General features: G+C 38.5%; 20 protein-coding genes. 17 read left to right on the top strand and 3 right to left on the bottom strand.

What is annotated here, in order from left to right:
- Positions 1-5: 5 nt before the first annotated feature.
- Both AC4BHA_RS01200 and AC4BHA_RS01195 read right to left on the bottom strand, forming a co-directional pair.
- Entirely contained in the window at positions 6-161 is a 156-nt protein-coding gene (locus AC4BHA_RS01200) for a hypothetical protein (RefSeq protein WP_175354253.1), read from the bottom strand.
- Positions 148-477: a hypothetical protein gene (locus AC4BHA_RS01195; protein ID WP_066103604.1), complete on the bottom strand. Its 330-nt coding sequence runs from the start codon at positions 475-477 to the stop codon at positions 148-150. The genes AC4BHA_RS01200 and AC4BHA_RS01195 overlap by 14 nt, the downstream gene beginning before the upstream one ends.
- Before the next feature lie 229 nt (positions 478-706).
- Here AC4BHA_RS01195 and AC4BHA_RS01190 point away from each other — a divergent pair, with 229 nt between their 5' ends.
- The 3 genes from AC4BHA_RS01190 to floT are packed head-to-tail and all read left to right on the top strand — an operon-like array spanning position 707 to position 3501.
- The gene (locus AC4BHA_RS01190) at positions 707-1381 is read left to right on the top strand and encodes a PspA/IM30 family protein (protein ID WP_490558022.1); all 675 of its coding nucleotides are present in this window, start codon (positions 707-709) and stop codon (positions 1379-1381) included.
- 20 nt (positions 1382-1401) lie between these two features.
- Positions 1402-1935 carry an NfeD family protein gene (locus AC4BHA_RS01185; RefSeq protein ID WP_066103608.1) on the top strand — a complete coding sequence of 178 codons (534 nt, stop codon included), beginning with the start codon at positions 1402-1404 and terminating at the stop codon, positions 1933-1935.
- A 15-nt stretch (positions 1936-1950) separates the two neighbouring features.
- On the top strand, positions 1951-3501 hold the full coding sequence (gene floT / locus AC4BHA_RS01180) for a flotillin lipid rafts scaffold protein FloT (RefSeq protein ID WP_066103610.1): 1551 nt from the start codon (positions 1951-1953) through the stop codon (positions 3499-3501).
- A 103-nt stretch (positions 3502-3604) separates the two neighbouring features.
- Here the strand turns inward: floT and AC4BHA_RS01175 are convergent, their stop codons facing one another.
- Positions 3605-4057, bottom strand: coding sequence for an OsmC family protein (locus tag AC4BHA_RS01175; protein ID WP_066103613.1), 453 nt, complete (start codon positions 4055-4057; stop codon positions 3605-3607).
- 430 nt (positions 4058-4487) lie between these two features.
- On the opposite strand from AC4BHA_RS01175, the gene AC4BHA_RS01170 reads away from it, so the two are divergent.
- The 14 genes from AC4BHA_RS01170 to ahpC all read left to right on the top strand — a co-directional run bounded on the left by AC4BHA_RS01170 (position 4488) and on the right by ahpC (position 18313).
- Positions 4488-5438 (top strand): peptidylprolyl isomerase, encoded by a 951-nt coding sequence (locus AC4BHA_RS01170; RefSeq protein WP_077248015.1) that lies wholly within the window; start codon positions 4488-4490, stop codon positions 5436-5438.
- A 153-nt stretch (positions 5439-5591) separates the two neighbouring features.
- The gene (locus AC4BHA_RS01165; RefSeq protein ID WP_066103616.1) at positions 5592-6164 is read left to right on the top strand and encodes a nitroreductase family protein; all 573 of its coding nucleotides are present in this window, start codon (positions 5592-5594) and stop codon (positions 6162-6164) included.
- 144 nt (positions 6165-6308) lie between these two features.
- The gene (locus AC4BHA_RS01160; RefSeq protein ID WP_066103618.1) at positions 6309-6893 is read left to right on the top strand and encodes an RBBP9/YdeN family alpha/beta hydrolase; all 585 of its coding nucleotides are present in this window, start codon (positions 6309-6311) and stop codon (positions 6891-6893) included.
- A 28-nt stretch (positions 6894-6921) separates the two neighbouring features.
- The gene (locus tag AC4BHA_RS01155) at positions 6922-7566 is read left to right on the top strand and encodes an SDR family oxidoreductase (RefSeq protein ID WP_490551672.1); all 645 of its coding nucleotides are present in this window, start codon (positions 6922-6924) and stop codon (positions 7564-7566) included.
- Between the two features lie 408 nt (positions 7567-7974).
- Complete coding sequence (gene kamA, locus AC4BHA_RS01150) at positions 7975-9390, top strand: lysine 2,3-aminomutase (RefSeq protein WP_066103620.1); 1416 nt, start codon at positions 7975-7977, stop codon at positions 9388-9390.
- Positions 9387-9656 carry a YokU family protein gene (locus AC4BHA_RS01145; protein ID WP_066103622.1) on the top strand — a complete coding sequence of 90 codons (270 nt, stop codon included), beginning with the start codon at positions 9387-9389 and terminating at the stop codon, positions 9654-9656. Before kamA ends, AC4BHA_RS01145 begins: the two co-directional genes overlap by 4 nt.
- Before the next feature lie 72 nt (positions 9657-9728).
- Positions 9729-10412, top strand: coding sequence for a CoA transferase subunit A (locus AC4BHA_RS01140; RefSeq protein WP_077248016.1), 684 nt, complete (start codon positions 9729-9731; stop codon positions 10410-10412).
- Positions 10409-11065, top strand: coding sequence for a 3-oxoacid CoA-transferase subunit B (locus tag AC4BHA_RS01135; protein ID WP_066103624.1), 657 nt, complete (start codon positions 10409-10411; stop codon positions 11063-11065). Before AC4BHA_RS01140 ends, AC4BHA_RS01135 begins: the two co-directional genes overlap by 4 nt.
- An 85-nt stretch (positions 11066-11150) precedes the next feature.
- Entirely contained in the window at positions 11151-12497 is a 1347-nt protein-coding gene (locus AC4BHA_RS01130) for an aminotransferase family protein (protein WP_490558021.1), read from the top strand.
- Positions 12498-12500: 3 nt separating this feature from the next.
- Entirely contained in the window at positions 12501-13799 is a 1299-nt protein-coding gene (locus tag AC4BHA_RS01125) for an aminotransferase class III-fold pyridoxal phosphate-dependent enzyme (protein WP_490558020.1), read from the top strand.
- Positions 13800-13802: 3 nt separating this feature from the next.
- Positions 13803-15254, top strand: coding sequence for an aldehyde dehydrogenase family protein (locus tag AC4BHA_RS01120; protein ID WP_490558019.1), 1452 nt, complete (start codon positions 13803-13805; stop codon positions 15252-15254).
- A gap of 22 nt (positions 15255-15276) precedes the next feature.
- Positions 15277-16779, top strand: coding sequence for a M81 family metallopeptidase (locus tag AC4BHA_RS01115; protein WP_490558174.1), 1503 nt, complete (start codon positions 15277-15279; stop codon positions 16777-16779).
- A complete protein-coding gene (locus AC4BHA_RS01110) occupies positions 16776-17252 on the top strand; it encodes a GNAT family N-acetyltransferase (protein WP_066103634.1) in 477 nt (158 codons plus the stop codon). Before AC4BHA_RS01115 ends, AC4BHA_RS01110 begins: the two co-directional genes overlap by 4 nt.
- A 497-nt stretch (positions 17253-17749) precedes the next feature.
- The gene (gene ahpC / locus AC4BHA_RS01105; protein WP_066103636.1) at positions 17750-18313 is read left to right on the top strand and encodes an alkyl hydroperoxide reductase subunit C; all 564 of its coding nucleotides are present in this window, start codon (positions 17750-17752) and stop codon (positions 18311-18313) included.
- The last annotated feature ends 3 nt before the right edge of the window (positions 18314-18316 follow it).

Genomic DNA, 18316 nt, shown 5'->3' with positions numbered 1-18316 from the left:
CTTTTTTACACTTCTTCCTTCTGAATGGGGAGTTGGTTTTGAAGATTTCGTTCGTTTTTAATTAGTTTGACAAGAATGCTCCAGAATTGTTTTTGGATAATGGGATCTGATGTGATTGGCTTAATTTTCTCCCATAAATGATGAAGGTCATTCTGTCTCATGTTTTTCACCCCACTTTTGCTTTGCCATCTTTTTGCATATTTTTTTGATGAAACGATTCGGATGAGAATTGGATAGTTCTTTTATTAGTTTGGATGCTATTTCTTGATCTGTTTGGTGTTGACTTTGAGAAATCAATATACGAGCCATTGACGAAATAGCCATTATATCTGAATCTCTTAATGTAGCCAATTGGCTGGCCGCCTTTAACTCTTCCGGTGTTTTTTTAAACGGTGAAAGAGTAGTTAAAGAGTAGCTTATTTCATTATTTAAGTCACTTATAATTGCATCGATTGATTCTGGTTTTTCTATATTCAATGAAAATCTCCTTTCAGAATAACTATGTTGTTATTTTTTAAGCTTACTATAAAGGCTATTGCGGAGTAAAAGATTGAGCAAAAAGCATGATTAGATTATTCATGGTGTGAATAACTATCGTATTTCATTAATAAAATTTTTTGAATTATTATAATATTGTAAAATAATTGAAACTTTCAGTGATATTCAACCGTATAAAATGGTAAGATTATCCTAGGAGGTTGATAAGATGTTTGAGTTTTTTAAACGAATGAAGACGGTGGTCAGTTCAGAATTGTATGCACTCATTGAAAAAGCAGAAGATCCCATTAAAATGGCCGACCAATACCTAAGAGAAATGAATCAAGAAATTGAAGAAGCAGAGAAGACAACTGCAAAGGTCATGGCTGAGGAGAAATTAACCCACAGAAAAATCACCGATTTAAAATTACTGATTGAAAAACGTAATACTCAGGCAATGGAAGCCATTCAAGCTGGTAAAGAGACGCTTGCAAAACAAGCTTTAGAAAACAAACTTCAGCTCGGGATTGAGCTTGCCTCATTGGAGAATTTGCATGAACAGGCTAAACAAAATGTCAAGGATTTGCAAAATCGACTGCGAGAAATGAAAGCTGATTATCAGGAACTTGTGATGCGCAGAGATACATTAAAGGCAAGAGCGCTTTCTGCTAAAGTGCAAACTTCAGTAAATCGTTCTTTCCATACAGAAAGTCGAAATTCGGCCAAAGCTGGATTTGAACGAATGGAACAAAAAGTAATGGAATATGAAGCAGAAGCGGAAGTCAGTAAAGAGCTTAAAAGTAATCATCTTGAAATTGATAATGAGTTTAAAAAGATGGAAACCGAAAAATTAGTTGAATCAGAATTACAAAGATTAAAGGATTCATTGAATAGCGAAAAATAACTGATAAAGGGTTGATTAGTATGGAATTTTTAGGGGTGGAATTAGCTGATTTTTTCTTATATTCACTGATTATATCCGGTATCCTTACGTTTTTCTTCATATTATTTAATGATCTGTTTGCCGGATTAGACCTCCCTGACTTTTTAAACCCAACCCTTATACTAAGCTTTTTGACCATTGCAAGCGGATCAGGGTATGTGCTTGTTTCTTTAACCTCATTGCGGGCACTTCCCATTTTTTTTATTTCCTTCGCAATTGCTTTTATACTTGTCTCTATTATTAATCTATTCGTTTTAGTCCCCTTGTCGGCAGCTCATGAATCTTTAACGATAACCGAGGATGAACTAAAGGGACGGTTGGGAAAAGTGATAACATCAGTACCTGTTAATGGGTATGGTGAAGTATTAATAACAAGTAAAAGCGGAACGTTTTCAAAGCCGGCCGTAAGTTTTGACCAAGAAGCGATACCATCTGAGACAAAGGTATTAATCATTGATATCCAAAATGGTGTTCTGCATGTCAGTCCACATGAAGAATTAAATGAACTGGGATAGGAGAGTGGGAGTAGTATGACATTAATCTACGGTATTGTTGGTGCAGTGGTATTTATTTTATTAGCCCTTATAGGAGTTTTTGTTACAAAATATAGAACAGCTGGTCCTGATGAAGCATTGATTGTCACGGGCAGTTACTTAGGCAGTAAAAATGTACATATTGATGAATCCGGAAATCGAATCAAAATTGTACGCGGAGGAGGGACCTTCGTTCTTCCAGTATTCCAGCAAGCTGAGCCGTTGAGCTTATTATCGAGTAAATTAGAGGTTTCAACACCGGAAGTATATACCGAACAGGGTGTGCCGGTAATGGCCGATGGTGTATCCATTATTAAAATAGGTAATACCATTTCTGAAATTGCAACGGCTGCTGAACAATTTTTAGGGAAAACGAAGGATGACCGTGAACAGGAAGCAAGAGAAGTACTGGAAGGGCATCTACGCTCCATTCTTGGTTCGATGACAGTTGAGGAAATCTATAAAAACCGTGAAAAATTTTCACAGGAAGTGCAGAGGGTTGCCTCACAGGATTTAGCGAAAATGGGATTGGTTATCGTTTCATTTACAATTAAAGATGTACGTGATAAAAATGGATATTTGGAATCGCTTGGTAAACCGAGAATAGCTCAGGTGAAAAGGGATGCGGATATCGCAACAGCCGAAGCCGATAAAGAAACACGGATCAAACGGGCTGAAGCATCCAAGGAAGCGCAAAAAGCTGAACTTGAACGTGCAACTGAAATCGCAGAGGCAGAAAAATTAAATCAATTGAAAATTGCTGAATTCAGACGTGAACAGGATATTGCTAAAGCAAAAGCCGATCAGGCATATGATTTGGAGACTGCACGTTCTAAGCAAGATGTTACGGAACAAGAGATGCAAATTAAAATCATTGAGCGGCAGAAGCTGATTGAATTAGAAGAAAAAGAAATTTTGCGCCGTGAAAAGCAATATGATTCTGAAGTGAAGAAAAAGGCGGATGCAGATCGCTACGCAGTTGAACAAGCAGCTTCTGCGGAAAAAACAAAGCAATTAACTGAAGCCGATGCCAATCAATATCGCATCGAAGCAATGGCGAGAGCGGAAGCAGAGAGAGTACGTTTAGATGGTCTTGCAAAAGCGGAAGCACAAAGAGCACAAGGGGTTTCCGAAGCGGATATCATTCGTTTAAAAGGTTTGGCGGAAGCGGAAGCAAAGCAAAAAATCGCAGAAGCCTTCGAGCAATTTGGTCAGGCTGCTGTTATGGATATGATGTTAAAAATGCTTCCGGAATATGCAAGGGAAGTGGCTAAACCGCTGAGCAGTATTGATAAAATTACGATTGTTGATACAGGGAGCGGCGGTACAGGCGGCGGCGCCAATAAAGTGACCGGATATGCGACGAATTTAATGGCAACTTTACAAGAGTCATTAAAAGCATCCTCCGGTATCGACATGAAAGAGTTAATTGAAAGCTTTGCAGGTAAAAATTCAGGCGTCAGTCCCAGAATAAACCTTGAAGAAGAGTTGGCTAAAACTGAGATTCCTATTGTTAAGGGACTTGATCGTACTCCAGATCAACTCTAAATAAACAATAAACAAACCTGAGTTCATATGGGCTCAGGTTGTTTCTTGTTTATTACGGATATTAGGATTGAATAAACTCAAAATCTTCTAGAGTATATAACCATTATTCAGAAATACGCTTAACCGTGATTTCTAATTCTATGTCTACATTGTCTTTGAGAGCACGGCTGACCATGCAGGATGCTTCAGCTTTTTGGGCTAGTTTTTGGACAAGTCCGATATCTTCTTTTGTTGCAGAGTCCTTTAGTATAATCGTTGGCCGATGAATGATCTTTTTATAGGTAAACACACCGTTTGTTACATCGACAATTCCCGCTGACTGTAAGGTTAACCCTTCTTTTTCTAAATAGCTGCGTTCCATCATGGCTGCCAGCGTAATAATATAACAGGTTGCTGCAGCACCAAGTAACATTTCATCAGGATTTGTTCCGATTCCAGGTCCATCCATTTCCTCCGGTATCGAAACTTTAGTATGAAGGTTTTTAGTATGTATTTCTCCTATATCGTTTCGTAATCCAGGCCAAACAGCCTCTAAAATAAATTGATGCTCTGCCATTATAAAGTCCCCTTTATTTTACTATTATCTTCATTTTAATGCGTAAATGAATCTAATTCACACAAAGTGCTTAAATATAGTTGAAAAGGAGTTTTTATTTTTAATCGTCTAACCATACTTTAGGACAAGGTTGGAACATATTATTATGTTAGAAAATTAATGATTGAAGATCTATTTTTGTAGACCAGTATCCTTTAGGGAGTGAAAACATACAGTGCAAATTCAACTAGTGGTTATATTTTCACTTTATGATATTTTTATATACTATATTAGATAATATTACATATAGTAATGCTAATAATATTCATTGTTTCATTGACTAAACAATATTTGACAGTGGGTATTTTATATTTGACATATTCCTGACACATTATATGATTATAGTATTGTTAACAGACAACATAAATTTTATTTCGATAGGAGTTATATTATGACCAACGAGACAAAGAATACTTCAGATACAGAAGAGAAAGCTACTGAAATAAAAACAGATCAAACAAAAAAACGTAAAAATAAAAAATGGATTGCTGGTATTGCAGCAGCTGCCGTATTAACTGCAGCTATAGCTGGCGGAGCATATGCTTATACTAAATCTCAAACAGTAGGCAGTGTCAATGGCGACCGTATTACTAAAAGTGAATTATATGACACAATGGCCAATGTGTATGGAGCTTCTGCTGTAGATAGCTTAGTTACGATGAAGGTTATTGAAAAGGAAGCAGATGAGCGCAATATAAAAGTTAATGATAGTGAAATTAATAAAGAAGTAGATGCATATATAGAAAGCTATGGTGGAGAGGATGCTTTAAAATCAGCACTTGAAGCTAGCAGTTTAACTCTTGATGATTTAAAAGAGGATATAGCGGTAAATATTAAAATCGAAAAGTTAATGCAGGAAGATATTGAAATCACTGAGGATGAAGTAAAAGCTTATTATGAAGAGAATAAAGCAAATTATGATCAATCTGAACAAGTTGAAGTTAGCCACATCCTTGTTGAAGACGAAGACAAAGCAAAGGAATTATTGAAAAAAATCAAAGACGGCGAGGATTTTGCTGAACTCGCCAAAGAAAATTCCACTGATACAGCATCTGCTGAAAATGGTGGAGAGCTCGGCTATATTTCTGAAGGAGAAATGGTAGAAGAGTTTGAAAAAGCAGCATTCGCTTTAGAAGTTGATGAAGTAAGTGATGTGGTTAAATCAGAATATGGCTACCACATTATTAAAGCTACAGGCCATAAAGAAGCTAAAGAATCCACTTATGAAGAATCAAAAGAGGATGCTAAAGAAGCCGCTCTAAGCGAAAAGATATCTTCTGAGTACAGCACATGGTTGGAAGATTTAAAGAAAGATTATAAAATTAAAAATAAATTTGAATAATTATGTATAAATGATTAAGAGCAAGCCGTTACTGGTTTGCTCTTTTTTGTTTGAGAAGAAGAAATTTTTGTACTTTCTAACATAGGGATATATAGTATAGTAGTAACTAAATTTTACAAAATATAGAGAAAAATAGATAGGGAGGTAATGTTTATGGAACTATTTGAAGCCATTAAAGGAAGAAGAAGTATTGGCAAGGTTAAAAATGAGCCGATACCTGATGAGCTCATACATAAAATTATTGAAGCGGGAACATGGGCACCATGTCATCATCGTACAGAACCATGGAAGTTTTTTGTTTTGAAAGAGGATGGCAGAAAAATCCTCAGTGATGTGTTAGTGGATATCCTGAAATCTGAATTAGATGATCTTGAGTCAGAAGAAAGTAAAAAAAGATTAGAAAAAGTAAGCAAGAATCCCTATCGTGCTCCTGTTATCATAGTGACTGCCGTTGAACCAGTGAAGAATGAAAAGGTTCTGATTGAAGAAGAATACGCTGCTGTCCATGCAGCTACACAAAATATCCTGCTGGCAGCTCACGCTCTTGGACTGGGTGCCGTATGGAGAACCGGGAAACAATGCCATGATAAACGGATGAGTAAGGCTTTTAATCTCTCTGAGGATGGTGCTGTAACTGGGTTTATCTATTTAGGATATCCAGATATGAATCCTAAAGAAGGTTCAAGAAAATCTATTGATGAAGTGACCACATGGATAACCAATTAAATTAACGAAAGCCGGTACAAAGAGGATATTCACTCTGTACCGGTTTATTTTTTGGAAAAAGTTTGATTACTATAAAAGTAGACATAAAATATATTAATCTGATAAACTTAGTATGGAATAAAATCGGTAAAAGGAGGGGTTAATATGGACCGAAGTTTTCTCATAATACATGGACTTGGCGGAAGCGGACCTGAACATTGGCAATCCTGGCTGTATAATGAGCTGGTGGATGCAGGTGAAACAGTTTATTATCCGACCCTTCCTGAATATGATGATCCTTATAAAGATAAGTGGATAAAAAAATTGGAAGATACCTTTCAAACTATTACCTCAGACCATATAACCGTTGTTGCTCACAGTTTAGGATGTGTCCTATGGCTTCATTTTGCTCTCAAAAATGCTCATAAGATAAAAAAATCGGTTAACCGTGTTATTTTAGTGGCACCGCCCTCTCCCTATTTAAAGCATGAAATCATCCAAAGGTTTTTTCCCCTTCCAGTTAAGGGTAAAGAATTAATACAGTCTATTGATCATACACTGCAAATTCAATCCACAAACGATTCTTATTGCTCTGTTGAAGACAGTCAATTTTATAAAGACTTGGGTATTATACAACTTTTGGTTGTGAATAAAGGTCATATCAATATCGACTCCGGTTTTGGAAAATGGCAGTGGATTCTTGATTATTGTCTGGATCAAAATCATGATTTTGCAGTAAATGAAGGCTGAATGTATGGATAGGACGGTGATTGTTTCTATGAATATAGTAGTAGTTGGTGCAAATGGACAAATTGGCAATCAATTGGTTCACCTCATTAAGGAAGATGGACAACACAATGTAAAAGCGATGATCAGAAAAGAAGAGCAGGTAAAATCATTTGAAAATAGTGGTATACAGACTGTTCTTGCTAATTTAGAAGATAGCGTAGAAAATCTGGCGAAGGCAATTGAAGGATCAGATGCGATATGCTTCACAGCTGGGTCAGGAGGAAGCACAGGTCATGACAAAACGCTTTTAATTGATCTTGATGGTGCAGTGAAAATGATGGAATCAGCTGAAAAGGCTGGAATCAAACGATTTATTTTGGTCAGTGCCCTTCAGGCTAACAACCGCGAAAACTGGAGCGATGAAATTAAACCTTATTATGTTGCCAAGCATTATGCAGATCGAATTCTGGAAAACAGCCCATTAACATATACGATTATAAGGCCGGGTGGATTGCTGAATGAACCTGGAAACGGGAAAATCCGTACTGGGGATACAATAAAGGCTGGAACGATACCGCGTGAGGATGTGGCACGAACTATTTTGGCTTGCCTCACGAATGAGGCAAGCTATAATCGTTCTTTTGATCTAATATCAGGTGATACCCCGATTGAGGAAGCTCTTAACCAACTATAAAATTTGTCGAAGCAGTTCAGTTTTTAGCTGAACTGCTTTATTTGTTTGTCATAAAAAATATGAAAATCTTTCGACTTAAATTGTCAAAATTTTTTGTCATTGACAGTGTAAGGTTAGAGGTGATAGGTTGAGATTGGGTTAAATACACCATATTTTCATTCACTCATATATTAGATTTTGTATCTGTAAATCAAAATTAAATGTTAATCTTCATTCCGTAGGAGACTTCTTTTCAGCGCTCAGCTCAGGAGCTGAATGATTTAGAATGAGCTTACCATTCAGATGGAGTACAATTTACCAATCGAATGACAATAAAGCCACCGATATGGTTTTTCTGAGCAAAGCTCGAATAATTATCCATTCACATAGCCGAGATGTTATGGAATACGTACCATGGGAGGGAGAATAGTGGACTATAATTTATACAAACCTAAACGCCATTGGAGTGAAATCGAGTTATGGAAGGATGTAGCGGATGATCAGTGGAATGACTGGATTTGGCAGTTAACCCACACCATCAAAACACTTGATGATTTAAAAAAGGTGATTAATCTTACACCAGAAGAGGAAGAAGGTGTACGGATCTCAACTAAAACGATTCCCTTGAATATAACGCCCTATTACGCATCTTTAATGGATCCTGATGATGAGCGCTGTCCAATCCGTATGCAATCCGTTCCCATAGGAAAAGAGCTCCACAAAACGGTGTATGATTTAGAGGATCCCTTACATGAAGATGAAGATTCCCCAGTTCCAGGGTTAACTCACCGTTATCCGGACCGTGTCTTATTTTTAGTAACAAATCAATGCTCCATGTACTGCCGTTATTGCACAAGAAGAAGGTTTTCTGGTCAGATTGGTATGGGAGTTCCGAAGAAGCAGTTGGATAAAGCAATCAATTACATCAGCCAAACACCGGCAGTCCGGGATGTTTTAATCTCTGGTGGTGATGGCCTTCTCATTAATGACAGTATACTGGAATATATATTAAAAAACTTACGCGCCATTCCTCATGTAGAAATTATTCGTATTGGAACTAGAGCCCCGGTCGTGTTTCCGCAAAGAATCACTAAAGATTTATGTACCATTCTTAAAAAGTACCATCCCGTTTGGCTGAATACACATTTTAATACATCGATCGAAATTACAGAAGAATCAAAGCGTGCCTGCGAGCTGCTTATTGATTCGGGAGTACCTGTGGGCAATCAGGCGGTTATTTTGGCTGGGATTAATGACAGTGTCCCAATCATGAGAAAATTAATGCATGATTTAGTCAAAATAAGAGTTCGTCCTTATTATATTTACCAATGTGATTTATCAGAAGGAATTGGACATTTCAGAGCTCCTATTAGTAAAGGCTTAGAAATTATGGAGGGGCTGCGCGGTCATACAAGCGGATATGCTGTGCCGACTTTTGTGGTTGATGCACCAGGCGGGGGTGGAAAAATACCGCTTCAGCCGAACTACATCATTTCACAAAGTTCAAATAAAGTGATCTTACGTAATTTTGAAGGTGTGATTACATCATATCCAGAACCGGAGAACTATGTGTCCGGTCGTGCAGATGAATATTTCAAACAAACATACCCAAATGTATATGAAGATTACAACAGTACAGGTATCTTGTCCATTATGGATGATGAAAAGTTTAATATTACTCCGGATGGATTAGAAAGATACAACAAGCGAAACGCCTATCAACAAAATCCGGAGCATTCGTCACTAAAAGATCAACGAGATAAACGGGACGTTCTAAAAGAAAAGAAATTCAAGGCCCAACAAACAAAAACAACTAAAACTGATCAAGAGGATTCAAAAGTATGAAATGCCAATGGTGTGAACAAGATGGGGCAATTGAGACCAATACCACTGTATTTTGGGAGCTGCCAGATGGAACGCAATCACTAGAAATAAAGGAAACACCAGCCATCCATTGTGGCAATTGCCAAATGGAATATTTAACGGATGAACAGACTGAGGAGATTGAGGACCATTTATTGCTCATTAATACAAAACAATTAACAGGCACTGTACATTTTGAAGAATTGATGAAAGTACCAAGGTTATTAAAGCGAAACTATTTCAAATAGACAAAAAATATGTAAGCGATTTCAGTTATTCAACGTCAAAGAAAAGCTATATTCTTTGGCGTTTTTATTAAAATGAAATGGACAGAGGTGAATAGGTTGAAACCGGTACTTTTACCTGATGCAGCAGCATCCTTGCTAAAGAGCGGAGCCCGTATCATGGTTGGGGGCTTTGGATTGGTGGGATGTCCAATAACATTGGTACACGCTCTTGACCGAAAAGGGATAAATAATCTTGAAATTATCAGCAATAATCTCGGTGAGCCAGGCAGGGGACTTGGAGTGCTTGTTCAAAAAAAGAAGGTAAGAAAGGGGATAGGTTCTTATTTCACATCCAACCCGGATGTAGTGGAGGCTTATTTGGGGGGAGAGCTTGAGATTGAACTTCTGCCGCAGGGCACACTGGCAGAAGCGATTCGTGCGGGTGGAGCTGGAATACCAGCATTCTATACACCCGTTGGAGTAGGCACTGACTTATCAAATGGGAAAGAAGAAAAAAAATTCAATGATAATAAATATATATTGCAACATTCTTTGAAGGCTGATTTTTCACTGATTAAGGCCTATAAAGCAGACAAACTTGGTAATTTAATTTATATAAAGTCTGCCCGGAATTTTAATCCTGCTATGGCGACGGCCGGGAATATCGTGATTGCTGAAGTTGATGAAATAGTAGAAGCGGGAGAACTCGATCCTGAGGAAATTATCACACCTCATTTGTATGTTGATTACTTAGTGTTAAAGGAGGAGTCGTTGTGAGTGCAAAAGAGACGATTGCCAAACGTGCTGCACGATTCCTTGGAAATGGTGATATTGTCAACTTGGGGATCGGGATTCCAACATTGGTGGCAGATTTTATCGCTCCTCATCTATCCGTATTTCTACATACAGAGAATGGGATTCTTGGGGTGGGACCTACCCCATTAAATGAACCAGATCCCAATTTGGTGAATGCAGGAAAGCTTCCTGTAACTGTCATGACTGGTGCATCTTATTTTGATAGTGCATCATCTTTTGCGATGATACGTGGGGGCCATATTGATGTCTCGATTTTGGGTGTTCTGCAAATGGATGAAATGGGCAGGATAGCAAATTGGGCAGTTCCAGGAAAAGCGGTTTTGGGTGTAGGAGGAGCGATGGATCTATTAGAGGGCTCTAAAAGAATTATCGTAACAACCTTACATACAACAAAAGCGGGGAAGCCGAAGCTCGTTAAGAATCTTAATTATCCGCTTACATCTGAGCGCAGAGTGGATTTCATTATAACTGAATTGGCCGTATTTGCAGTCGATGATAGGGGGCTTATTTTAGTGGAAACTGGTCCAGGAATAACAGTGGAAACTGTTAAAGAAAAAACGGAAGCGGATTTCAGAATTCAATTAAACAGTGAATTTGTTGGCTTTGATATGTAGCATAAAAAAGTCTTGAACTTGCTTTTTAAGCATATCTTGTATGTAGAAAAATGATAGAACATCTCTATGAAATGGAGAGACGCAAATGGCTGACCATGTATTTCATCGTGATTTTACGAATAAATACCCAATCATAACGCATGGGCAAGGGATTTATTTATACGATCAGGATGGCAAGCAATATATTGATGCATGCTCCGGTGCTGTTGCCGCAAATTTAGGTCACGGGGATGTGAAAATTGCTGAAGCGATGGCTGAACAGGCAAAAAAAGCAGCCTTTGTACATTCGATGCGTTTTGAAACCGAGGTATTGCATCTTCTGGCAGAGAGAATTGCGGAGATTGCTCCCGTTCCATTAAACAAGGTTTATTTCACCTGTGGCGGCTCGGAGGCGAATGAAAGTGCTATTAAACTTGCAAAGCAATATCATAAAGGTGCAGGAAATCCGGAAAAACATATTGTGATTGGCAGATGGCAATCTTATCATGGGAATACTTTAGGATCCTTGTCTGCTGGAGGCGATATTAAAAGAAGGCAGGTATACACTCAAAATCTACTTGATTTTAAACATGTTTATTCCCCTCATTGTAAACGATGCCCATACCAAAGAAAGCTCGATGATTGCAATCAACAACACAATTGGTCATGCATTAAGGATATAGAAAAGTTGATTATTGAGATAGGTCCGGAACAAATTTCTTGCTTCATAGCTGAGCCAATCGTCGGGAGCCAATTGGGAAGTGTAAGTCCGCCAGACTCGTATTTTAAAGAGGTCAGAAAGTTATGTGACGATTATAATATTCTTTTGATTGCAGATGAAGTGATGACGGGTTTTGGGAGAACAGGGACCTATTTTGCTGTAGAGCATTTTGATTTCATACCGGATATTATTACGTTTGGCAAGGGAGTATCAGCCGGCTACTCGCCTCTTGGCGGTATGATTGTTCACGATCGATTAATTAAAGGGATTATTCAAAACAGCAAGGGGAAATTTGCGCATGGATATACATACAGTGGCCATCCGGTCTCTGTCGCTGCCGGATTGGCAGTTCTGAAAAAATTAGCTCACAATAAAATCCTTCCCAACGTAGTTATGCAGGGTGAATATTTAATTAAACAACTTAAACTGCTTCAGGACCGTTACCCTGTCATTTGGGATATAAGGGGTAAAGGCCTTTTGATAGGCATTGAATTTGCTTCCAGTCCGAAAGGAGACCCATTCCCTCCCTCTAGCTCAACATCTGAAGTGATTAATCGGATTGCCATGCAAATTGGAGCTGTCTTTTATCCTGGAAGTGGATCAATCAATGGCTATGAAGGTGATCATTTGTTAATTGCTCCGCCTTTAACAGTCTCCAGGGAAGAAATCGATGCAATCATAAATATATTAGAACTTGCTCTGCAACAATTTATGTATTCGAGGGGGAAGTAAATCATGAGTCATTCTGAAAAAGTTACTGAATTAACAGAGAAAGCGAGAAAACATATATCTCCAGTTAGCACAAGAGTGACGGAATTAATTATAGATCGAGGTAAGGGAGCACGTTTTTGGACGAAGGATGGAGAAGAGTATATTGATTTTGTTTCAGGGGTAGCAGTTAATGCACTCGGCCATTCTCATGAAAGAATCGTTAACGCTATAAAAACACAGGCGGAGCGACTCGTTCATTTTGGTTTGAATTATGGCTATTACGAGACTGTGATCGGCTTGGCTGAAAAGCTGGCACAAATCACGCCAGGTAATTTAGATACTGTATTCTTCTCAAATTCAGGCGGTGAAGCCATTGATGGAGCATTGAAGCTGGCACGTGCGGCTACTGACCGCCCGGGAATTATCGCTTTCAATGGGTCCTTTCATGGACGTACGTTAGGTGCTACTACTGTAACAGGATCAAGCAGTAAATATAAAAAGTACTACGAACCGCTGGTAGGAGAGGTTTACCATACACCTTATCCATATCCCGGTTTAGTAAAAAATATCGATAATGCTGATTTGACAAATTATTGTATTAACCAATTACGTTCGTTATTTGATTTACATATTGACCCATCGAGAGTGGCTGCTATACTTGTTGAACCGGTTTTGGGGGAAGGCGGTTACTATCCCGCACCTCCATTGTTTTTACAGGAATTAAGGAGTATTGCTGATGAGCATGGTATTTTATTAATATTTGATGAGGTTCAAACAGGATTTGGCAGAACTGGGCGGATGTTTGCTTCGGAACACTCAGGAGTAACTCCAGATATTCTCGTTTTAGCAAAGGCTTTATCAGGCGGACTGCCTCTTGGTGCAATTGTGGCAAATAGGGATTTACATAATAAATGGCCTGTAGGGGGGCATGGCTCCACGTTTGGAGGCAACCCAATCTCATGTGCAGCTGCCCTAGCAAGTATACAGGTAATTGAAGAAGAGAATCTGGTAAAGAGGAGTAAAGAACTCGGTGAGCAAATTGTTAATAGGCTGCAAAATAGTTTGCTAGGATACGAGCCAATAAAAGAAGTCCGCGGAATCGGTATGATGATTGGCATTGAATTCAATGAATCCGATAAAAAGTCCATTGTGCCGCTTATCAAAGCACGATGCCTGGATAAGCATTTACTAATCATGAACTGCGGAGTTAACGGGCAAACCATCAGGCTCATGCTGCCATTAAATATATTAACAGAAGAATTGGATGCTGGGTTAACCATTCTCGAAACCGTTATTGGAGACGTGGTAAAGGAGGGTATTTAGTAAATGTCCAAAGAATTTACAAAACAGCTGCTTTACATGAATGGTCATTGGACTCACGATTTAAATCAGAATTATCGGGAAAGCAAGAATCCTGCAACGAATGAAGCGGTGGGTATGTATGCAATCGCAACTTCAAGCCAGGTAGACCAGGCTGTACAGCATGCTCACCTTGCCTTTAAAAGCTGGAGACGAACACCCGCGCCGGAACGTGCTGTATTTTTATGGAAGGCAGCAGAATTATTTGAACGAAAAAGAGATCAATTAGCCGAAGTTATGACCAAAGAAATGGGGAAAGTTCTGGCGGAAACACGCGGGGAAGTGAATGTCGTCATAGAAACATGCCGCTATATGGCTGGGGAAGGTCGCAGAATGTATGGTGAAACCATTGCTTCCGGCAACAACAATCGAACGATTACGATGAATCGTGAGCCGCTTGGTGTAGTTGCATGTATCACTCCGTGGAATTTTCCGGTAGCGCTTGCCGCTTATAAAATTTGTGCTGCTTTAATCAGTGGGAATACGATTGTGTGGAAACCAGCTTCTGAGGTTGCACTCTCAGCAGGTATATTTATGCAAGTCTTTCATGAAATTGGTCTCCCAAATGGGGTTTTAAATCTCATTACAGGGAGCGGCAGTCAGGTGGGAATGCAGCTTGCTGAACATGAAGATGTCAAAGTGATCTCTTTTACAGGCTCTACTGAAGTAGGCTTGCTGCTTTCACAGGTAGGTGCCAAACAATTAAAAAGGGTTTCCCTTGAGCTAGGTGGGAAAAATGCAGCAATTGTTCTACAGGACGCTAATTTAGATTATGCAGCAGAGTGTATTGCTAAAGGTGCATATGGAACAACTGGCCAAAAATGTACGGCGACAAGCCGGGTTATTGTTGAACAATCGATTAAAGAGGATTTATTGAAAAGGGTCGTAAAGTTAACGAAGGAATTGAAAATAGGTAATGGCCTTAATGAAAATATAGATATAGGTCCTTTAGTAAATGAGCAGCAAATGAAGGTGGTTGAGAAATACGTAAGGATAGCTACAGAAGAAGGAGCCTTATTGGAGTGTGGAGGAAAGAAATTAGCGAACGAAGAAGGGTGTTTTTTTGAACCAACTATTTTCAGTGATGTGAAAAAGGAACATACGATTGCTAAAGAAGAAATATTTGGACCTGTTCTTGCCTTTATTGAAGTGGACAGCTATGAAGAGGCGATTGAGGTTAATAATGATACGAAATATGGACTGTCGACATCCATTTTTACAAGCAGTTTGTCTATTGCCAACCGAGCTGCTGCTGAAATTGAAAGTGGATTGGTTTATGTGAATAACGGAACTGCTAATGCTGAAATTGGTGTTGCGTTTGGCGGGATGAAGTATTCAGGGAATGGCCATCGTGAAGTATCCCATCATGCTTTGGATAGTATGACGGAATGGAAATCAGTGTATATGACTTATCTATAGGAGGGATTCCCTTGTGAAACAAATGAGGATTGGAATAGCTTTTTTTTATCATGAATCCCATAGTTTCTCTAGAACTAAGACGACTATTCAGGATTTTAAGAATGAGGGTTATTTTAAAGGGAACCAAATTTTTGACGTTTATACAAATACAAGGACAGAGGTTGGCGGGTTTATTGATGTTCTGAGGAAACTTGAAGAGGTAGAGATAGTCCCCCTTCTTTGTGCAGCAGCTGTTCCTTCGGGTCCGGTAACCTATGAAACATACGAAGAAATTGAAACAGAGCTTATGGGTTTAATGGAAGCGGCAGGAAAGCTTGATGGATTATTGATTGCCCTGCATGGAGCAATGGTCATTGAGGGAATTAATGATGCAGAAGAATATTTACTTTTAAAGATTAGAGCAAAACTTGGGGTAGATATCCCGATTGCAACGACCCTGGATCTACATGCCAATATTAGTCCGGCCATCGTTGGAATTACACCCTATCATTTTGGATTTAAAACCTATCCGCATATTGATATGTATGAGCAAGGAGTAAATGCCGCGAATGCATTAATGAATCATCTTTCGCTTGGCGTAGATTATGTAGCGAGATGTGTTAAAATTCCCATGCTGCTTCCCTCAATCAATATGAAGACAATGGAAGGTCCAATGGCAAAAATGATGAAGCTTGCTCACCGTTATGAAGAGGAAGATGGTATTTTAAACATTTCCGTATTTGGTGGATTTCCATATTCAGATGTACCGAGCGCAGGTGCAAGTGTGATAGTAATTGCTAAAAATCAGTTGTTGGCCGAACGTACTGCCAGTGACTTGGCCAAAATATTTTGGAAACTAAGGGAAGAATTTATCGTCAAATTGCCTGATGTTAAAGAAGCATTTCAGCTTGCGTTAGCAATGAAGAAAAATAAACCAATCGCATTAGCTGATATTTCTGATAATCCGTTGAGCGGTGGCAGTGGAGATACAACGAAGCTTTTGAGAGAATGTATAGAATACAATAGAGAGAAAACGCTTTTTGGAGCATTAACGGATTCTAAGGCAATTGATATATGCAGGAGTGTGGGAGTTGGTGGAACCGTCCAACTGTCACTTGGCGGGAAAATCTATCCTGAGTTTGGATTACCGGTTAATGTGCAAGCGACTGTTATCAGGTTAACTGATGGTGTATTTTATAATAGTGGACCATTTAATAAAGATTTGAAAGTAGATGTTAAGGGTGCTTGTTGGATTCGAGTAAGAAATATAGATATTCTCCTAATTGGAAGACCTATGTCTGCTAATGATCCTGAACTTTTTCGTCATATTGGGATAGAACCAAGTGCGTACAGGTATTTGATATTGAAAGCTAAAAATCATTTCAGGGCAGCTTTTGATCCGTTGATAAGTGAAGTCATTTATGTTGATGCACCGGGCGCGGCCGCTAATAACATCGCACAGCTACCCTATAAAAATATCCCGGAACAAACATGGCCCTTAAAAAATATAGAATTTCTAAAGGTAGAAGAGAGGAAAAAATCATGACACAAACGAATTCGATGTATTACATTGAAATACCCGAATCCCTAACGCCTGCACAGCAGAACATGATGATGGAGCTCGAAAAGGATGCATTTCCTGGGTTGGGAGCGGTAGATGAACAAACACTGGTTCCTTTGGCGAGATACGGAAAACTAATCCTTTATAGACAACAGGGGGATGAACGACCAGTTGCGGTTTGTGAATGTATGAGAGATTATAATCAGCCGGATAAAGCTTATATATTTGGCTACTATGTACGGTCAGATCAGCATGGGAAAGGATTGGGGACACAATTTTTACATGAGGTTCTGAGCATTCTGAGGGATGATGGTTTTCATAAAGTCAGTTTAACTGTAAGCGAAGCAAACACGGCTGCTGTTAAATTATATAAAAACATCGGTTTTACTGTAAATGAATTAAGGTATGGTGAATTCGGAGACGGTGAGGATCGGTTGTATATGGAGAAAATTTTATAATCAACAACAGGACGTGTGACTAATCACACGTTTTTTTCTTTGATGATTATTGGCTGCAAAGGGACTATTACAGCCAGTGTGGCTCTTCTTTTTATAAAACAAAACCTTCAAATGAAGATAAAAAGTACCTTGATAAATAGATTGTATTGAAACATAAACAGATGAAAAAAATGAACGTTTTTGGGCATACTAGCAAGTGAAAGAAAAAAGCAAAACAAATTATATTTATATAATATAATTCGGTGATTTCCCTCACGTTTTATCATTAAAATACAATTCAATTGATAAATTTACTGTATCGACAGTAATTATGTTTGATCCTGATTACCGTTTATATAGAGAGTTTTTATTGAGTTTACCTAATGGAAGAGCGGAAAATTTTAAAGGAATATGATAATAATTATAAATAAGTAATTGACAAATTTCTTTTTAATAATTATTATAATATAGTATTAAACATCACTTAGATGATGATATTGTTTAGGAGGATATACGATATGTCACTTATTAATAAAAAATTAGAGGATTTTACAGTACAGGCTTACCATGATGGAGAGTTTAAAGAAGTAAGTCTTTCAGATGTTCAAGGTAAATGGTCAATCTTTTTCTTCTATCCAGCTGATTTCACTTTTGTGTGCCCAACTGAATTAGCTGACCTGCAAGATAATTATGATGCCCTTAAAGAAATTAACTGCGAAGTGTACTCCGTATCTACGGACTCTCATTTTGTACATAAAGCATGGGCAGACGCTACAGATACAATCGGCAAAATTAAATATCCTATGCTTGCAGATCCGGCGCATGTTCTTTCTCGTCAATTTGAAGTATTAATTGAAGAAGCTGGTCAAGCGCTTCGTGGAACATTCATTGTGAATCCTGAGGGTGAAATTAAAGCATATGAAATTCACGACCTAGGTATTGGCCGTAATGCTGAAGAAGTTGTGCGTAAAGTACAAGCTGCTCAGTTTGTTGCAGAACACGGTGATAAAGTATGTCCAGCAAAATGGACTCCTGGTGAAGAAACACTTGAGCCAAGCCTGGACCTAGTAGGTAAAATATAATTA

It is taken from the genome of Pradoshia sp. Z3_51 (assembly GCF_058215915.1).
Note: the sequence above shows the minus strand (reverse complement) of the source record. Positions and strands in the feature narration are given on the sequence as shown.

Coding starts and splice junctions, on each gene's coding strand:
- AC4BHA_RS01190 (WP_490558022.1), top strand. CDS start 707: ATGTTTGAGTTTTTTAAACGAATGAAGACGGTGGTCAGTTCAGAATTG.
- AC4BHA_RS01175 (WP_066103613.1), bottom strand. CDS start 4,057: ATGGCAGAGCATCAATTTATTTTAGAGGCTGTTTGGCCTGGATTACGA.
- ahpC (WP_066103636.1), top strand. CDS start 17,750: ATGTCACTTATTAATAAAAAATTAGAGGATTTTACAGTACAGGCTTAC.
- AC4BHA_RS01110 (WP_066103634.1), top strand. CDS start 16,776: ATGACACAAACGAATTCGATGTATTACATTGAAATACCCGAATCCCTA.
- AC4BHA_RS01140 (WP_077248016.1), top strand. CDS start 9,729: ATGAAATGGACAGAGGTGAATAGGTTGAAACCGGTACTTTTACCTGAT.
- AC4BHA_RS01145 (WP_066103622.1), top strand. CDS start 9,387: ATGAAATGCCAATGGTGTGAACAAGATGGGGCAATTGAGACCAATACC.
- AC4BHA_RS01160 (WP_066103618.1), top strand. CDS start 6,309: ATGGACCGAAGTTTTCTCATAATACATGGACTTGGCGGAAGCGGACCT.
- AC4BHA_RS01120 (WP_490558019.1), top strand. CDS start 13,803: ATGTCCAAAGAATTTACAAAACAGCTGCTTTACATGAATGGTCATTGG.
- AC4BHA_RS01130 (WP_490558021.1), top strand. CDS start 11,151: ATGGCTGACCATGTATTTCATCGTGATTTTACGAATAAATACCCAATC.
- AC4BHA_RS01155 (WP_490551672.1), top strand. CDS start 6,922: ATGAATATAGTAGTAGTTGGTGCAAATGGACAAATTGGCAATCAATTG.
- AC4BHA_RS01185 (WP_066103608.1), top strand. CDS start 1,402: ATGGAATTTTTAGGGGTGGAATTAGCTGATTTTTTCTTATATTCACTG.
- AC4BHA_RS01115 (WP_490558174.1), top strand. CDS start 15,277: ATGAGGATTGGAATAGCTTTTTTTTATCATGAATCCCATAGTTTCTCT.
- AC4BHA_RS01125 (WP_490558020.1), top strand. CDS start 12,501: ATGAGTCATTCTGAAAAAGTTACTGAATTAACAGAGAAAGCGAGAAAA.
- floT (WP_066103610.1), top strand. CDS start 1,951: ATGACATTAATCTACGGTATTGTTGGTGCAGTGGTATTTATTTTATTA.
- AC4BHA_RS01200 (WP_175354253.1), bottom strand. CDS start 161: ATGAGACAGAATGACCTTCATCATTTATGGGAGAAAATTAAGCCAATC.
- AC4BHA_RS01170 (WP_077248015.1), top strand. CDS start 4,488: ATGACCAACGAGACAAAGAATACTTCAGATACAGAAGAGAAAGCTACT.
- AC4BHA_RS01165 (WP_066103616.1), top strand. CDS start 5,592: ATGGAACTATTTGAAGCCATTAAAGGAAGAAGAAGTATTGGCAAGGTT.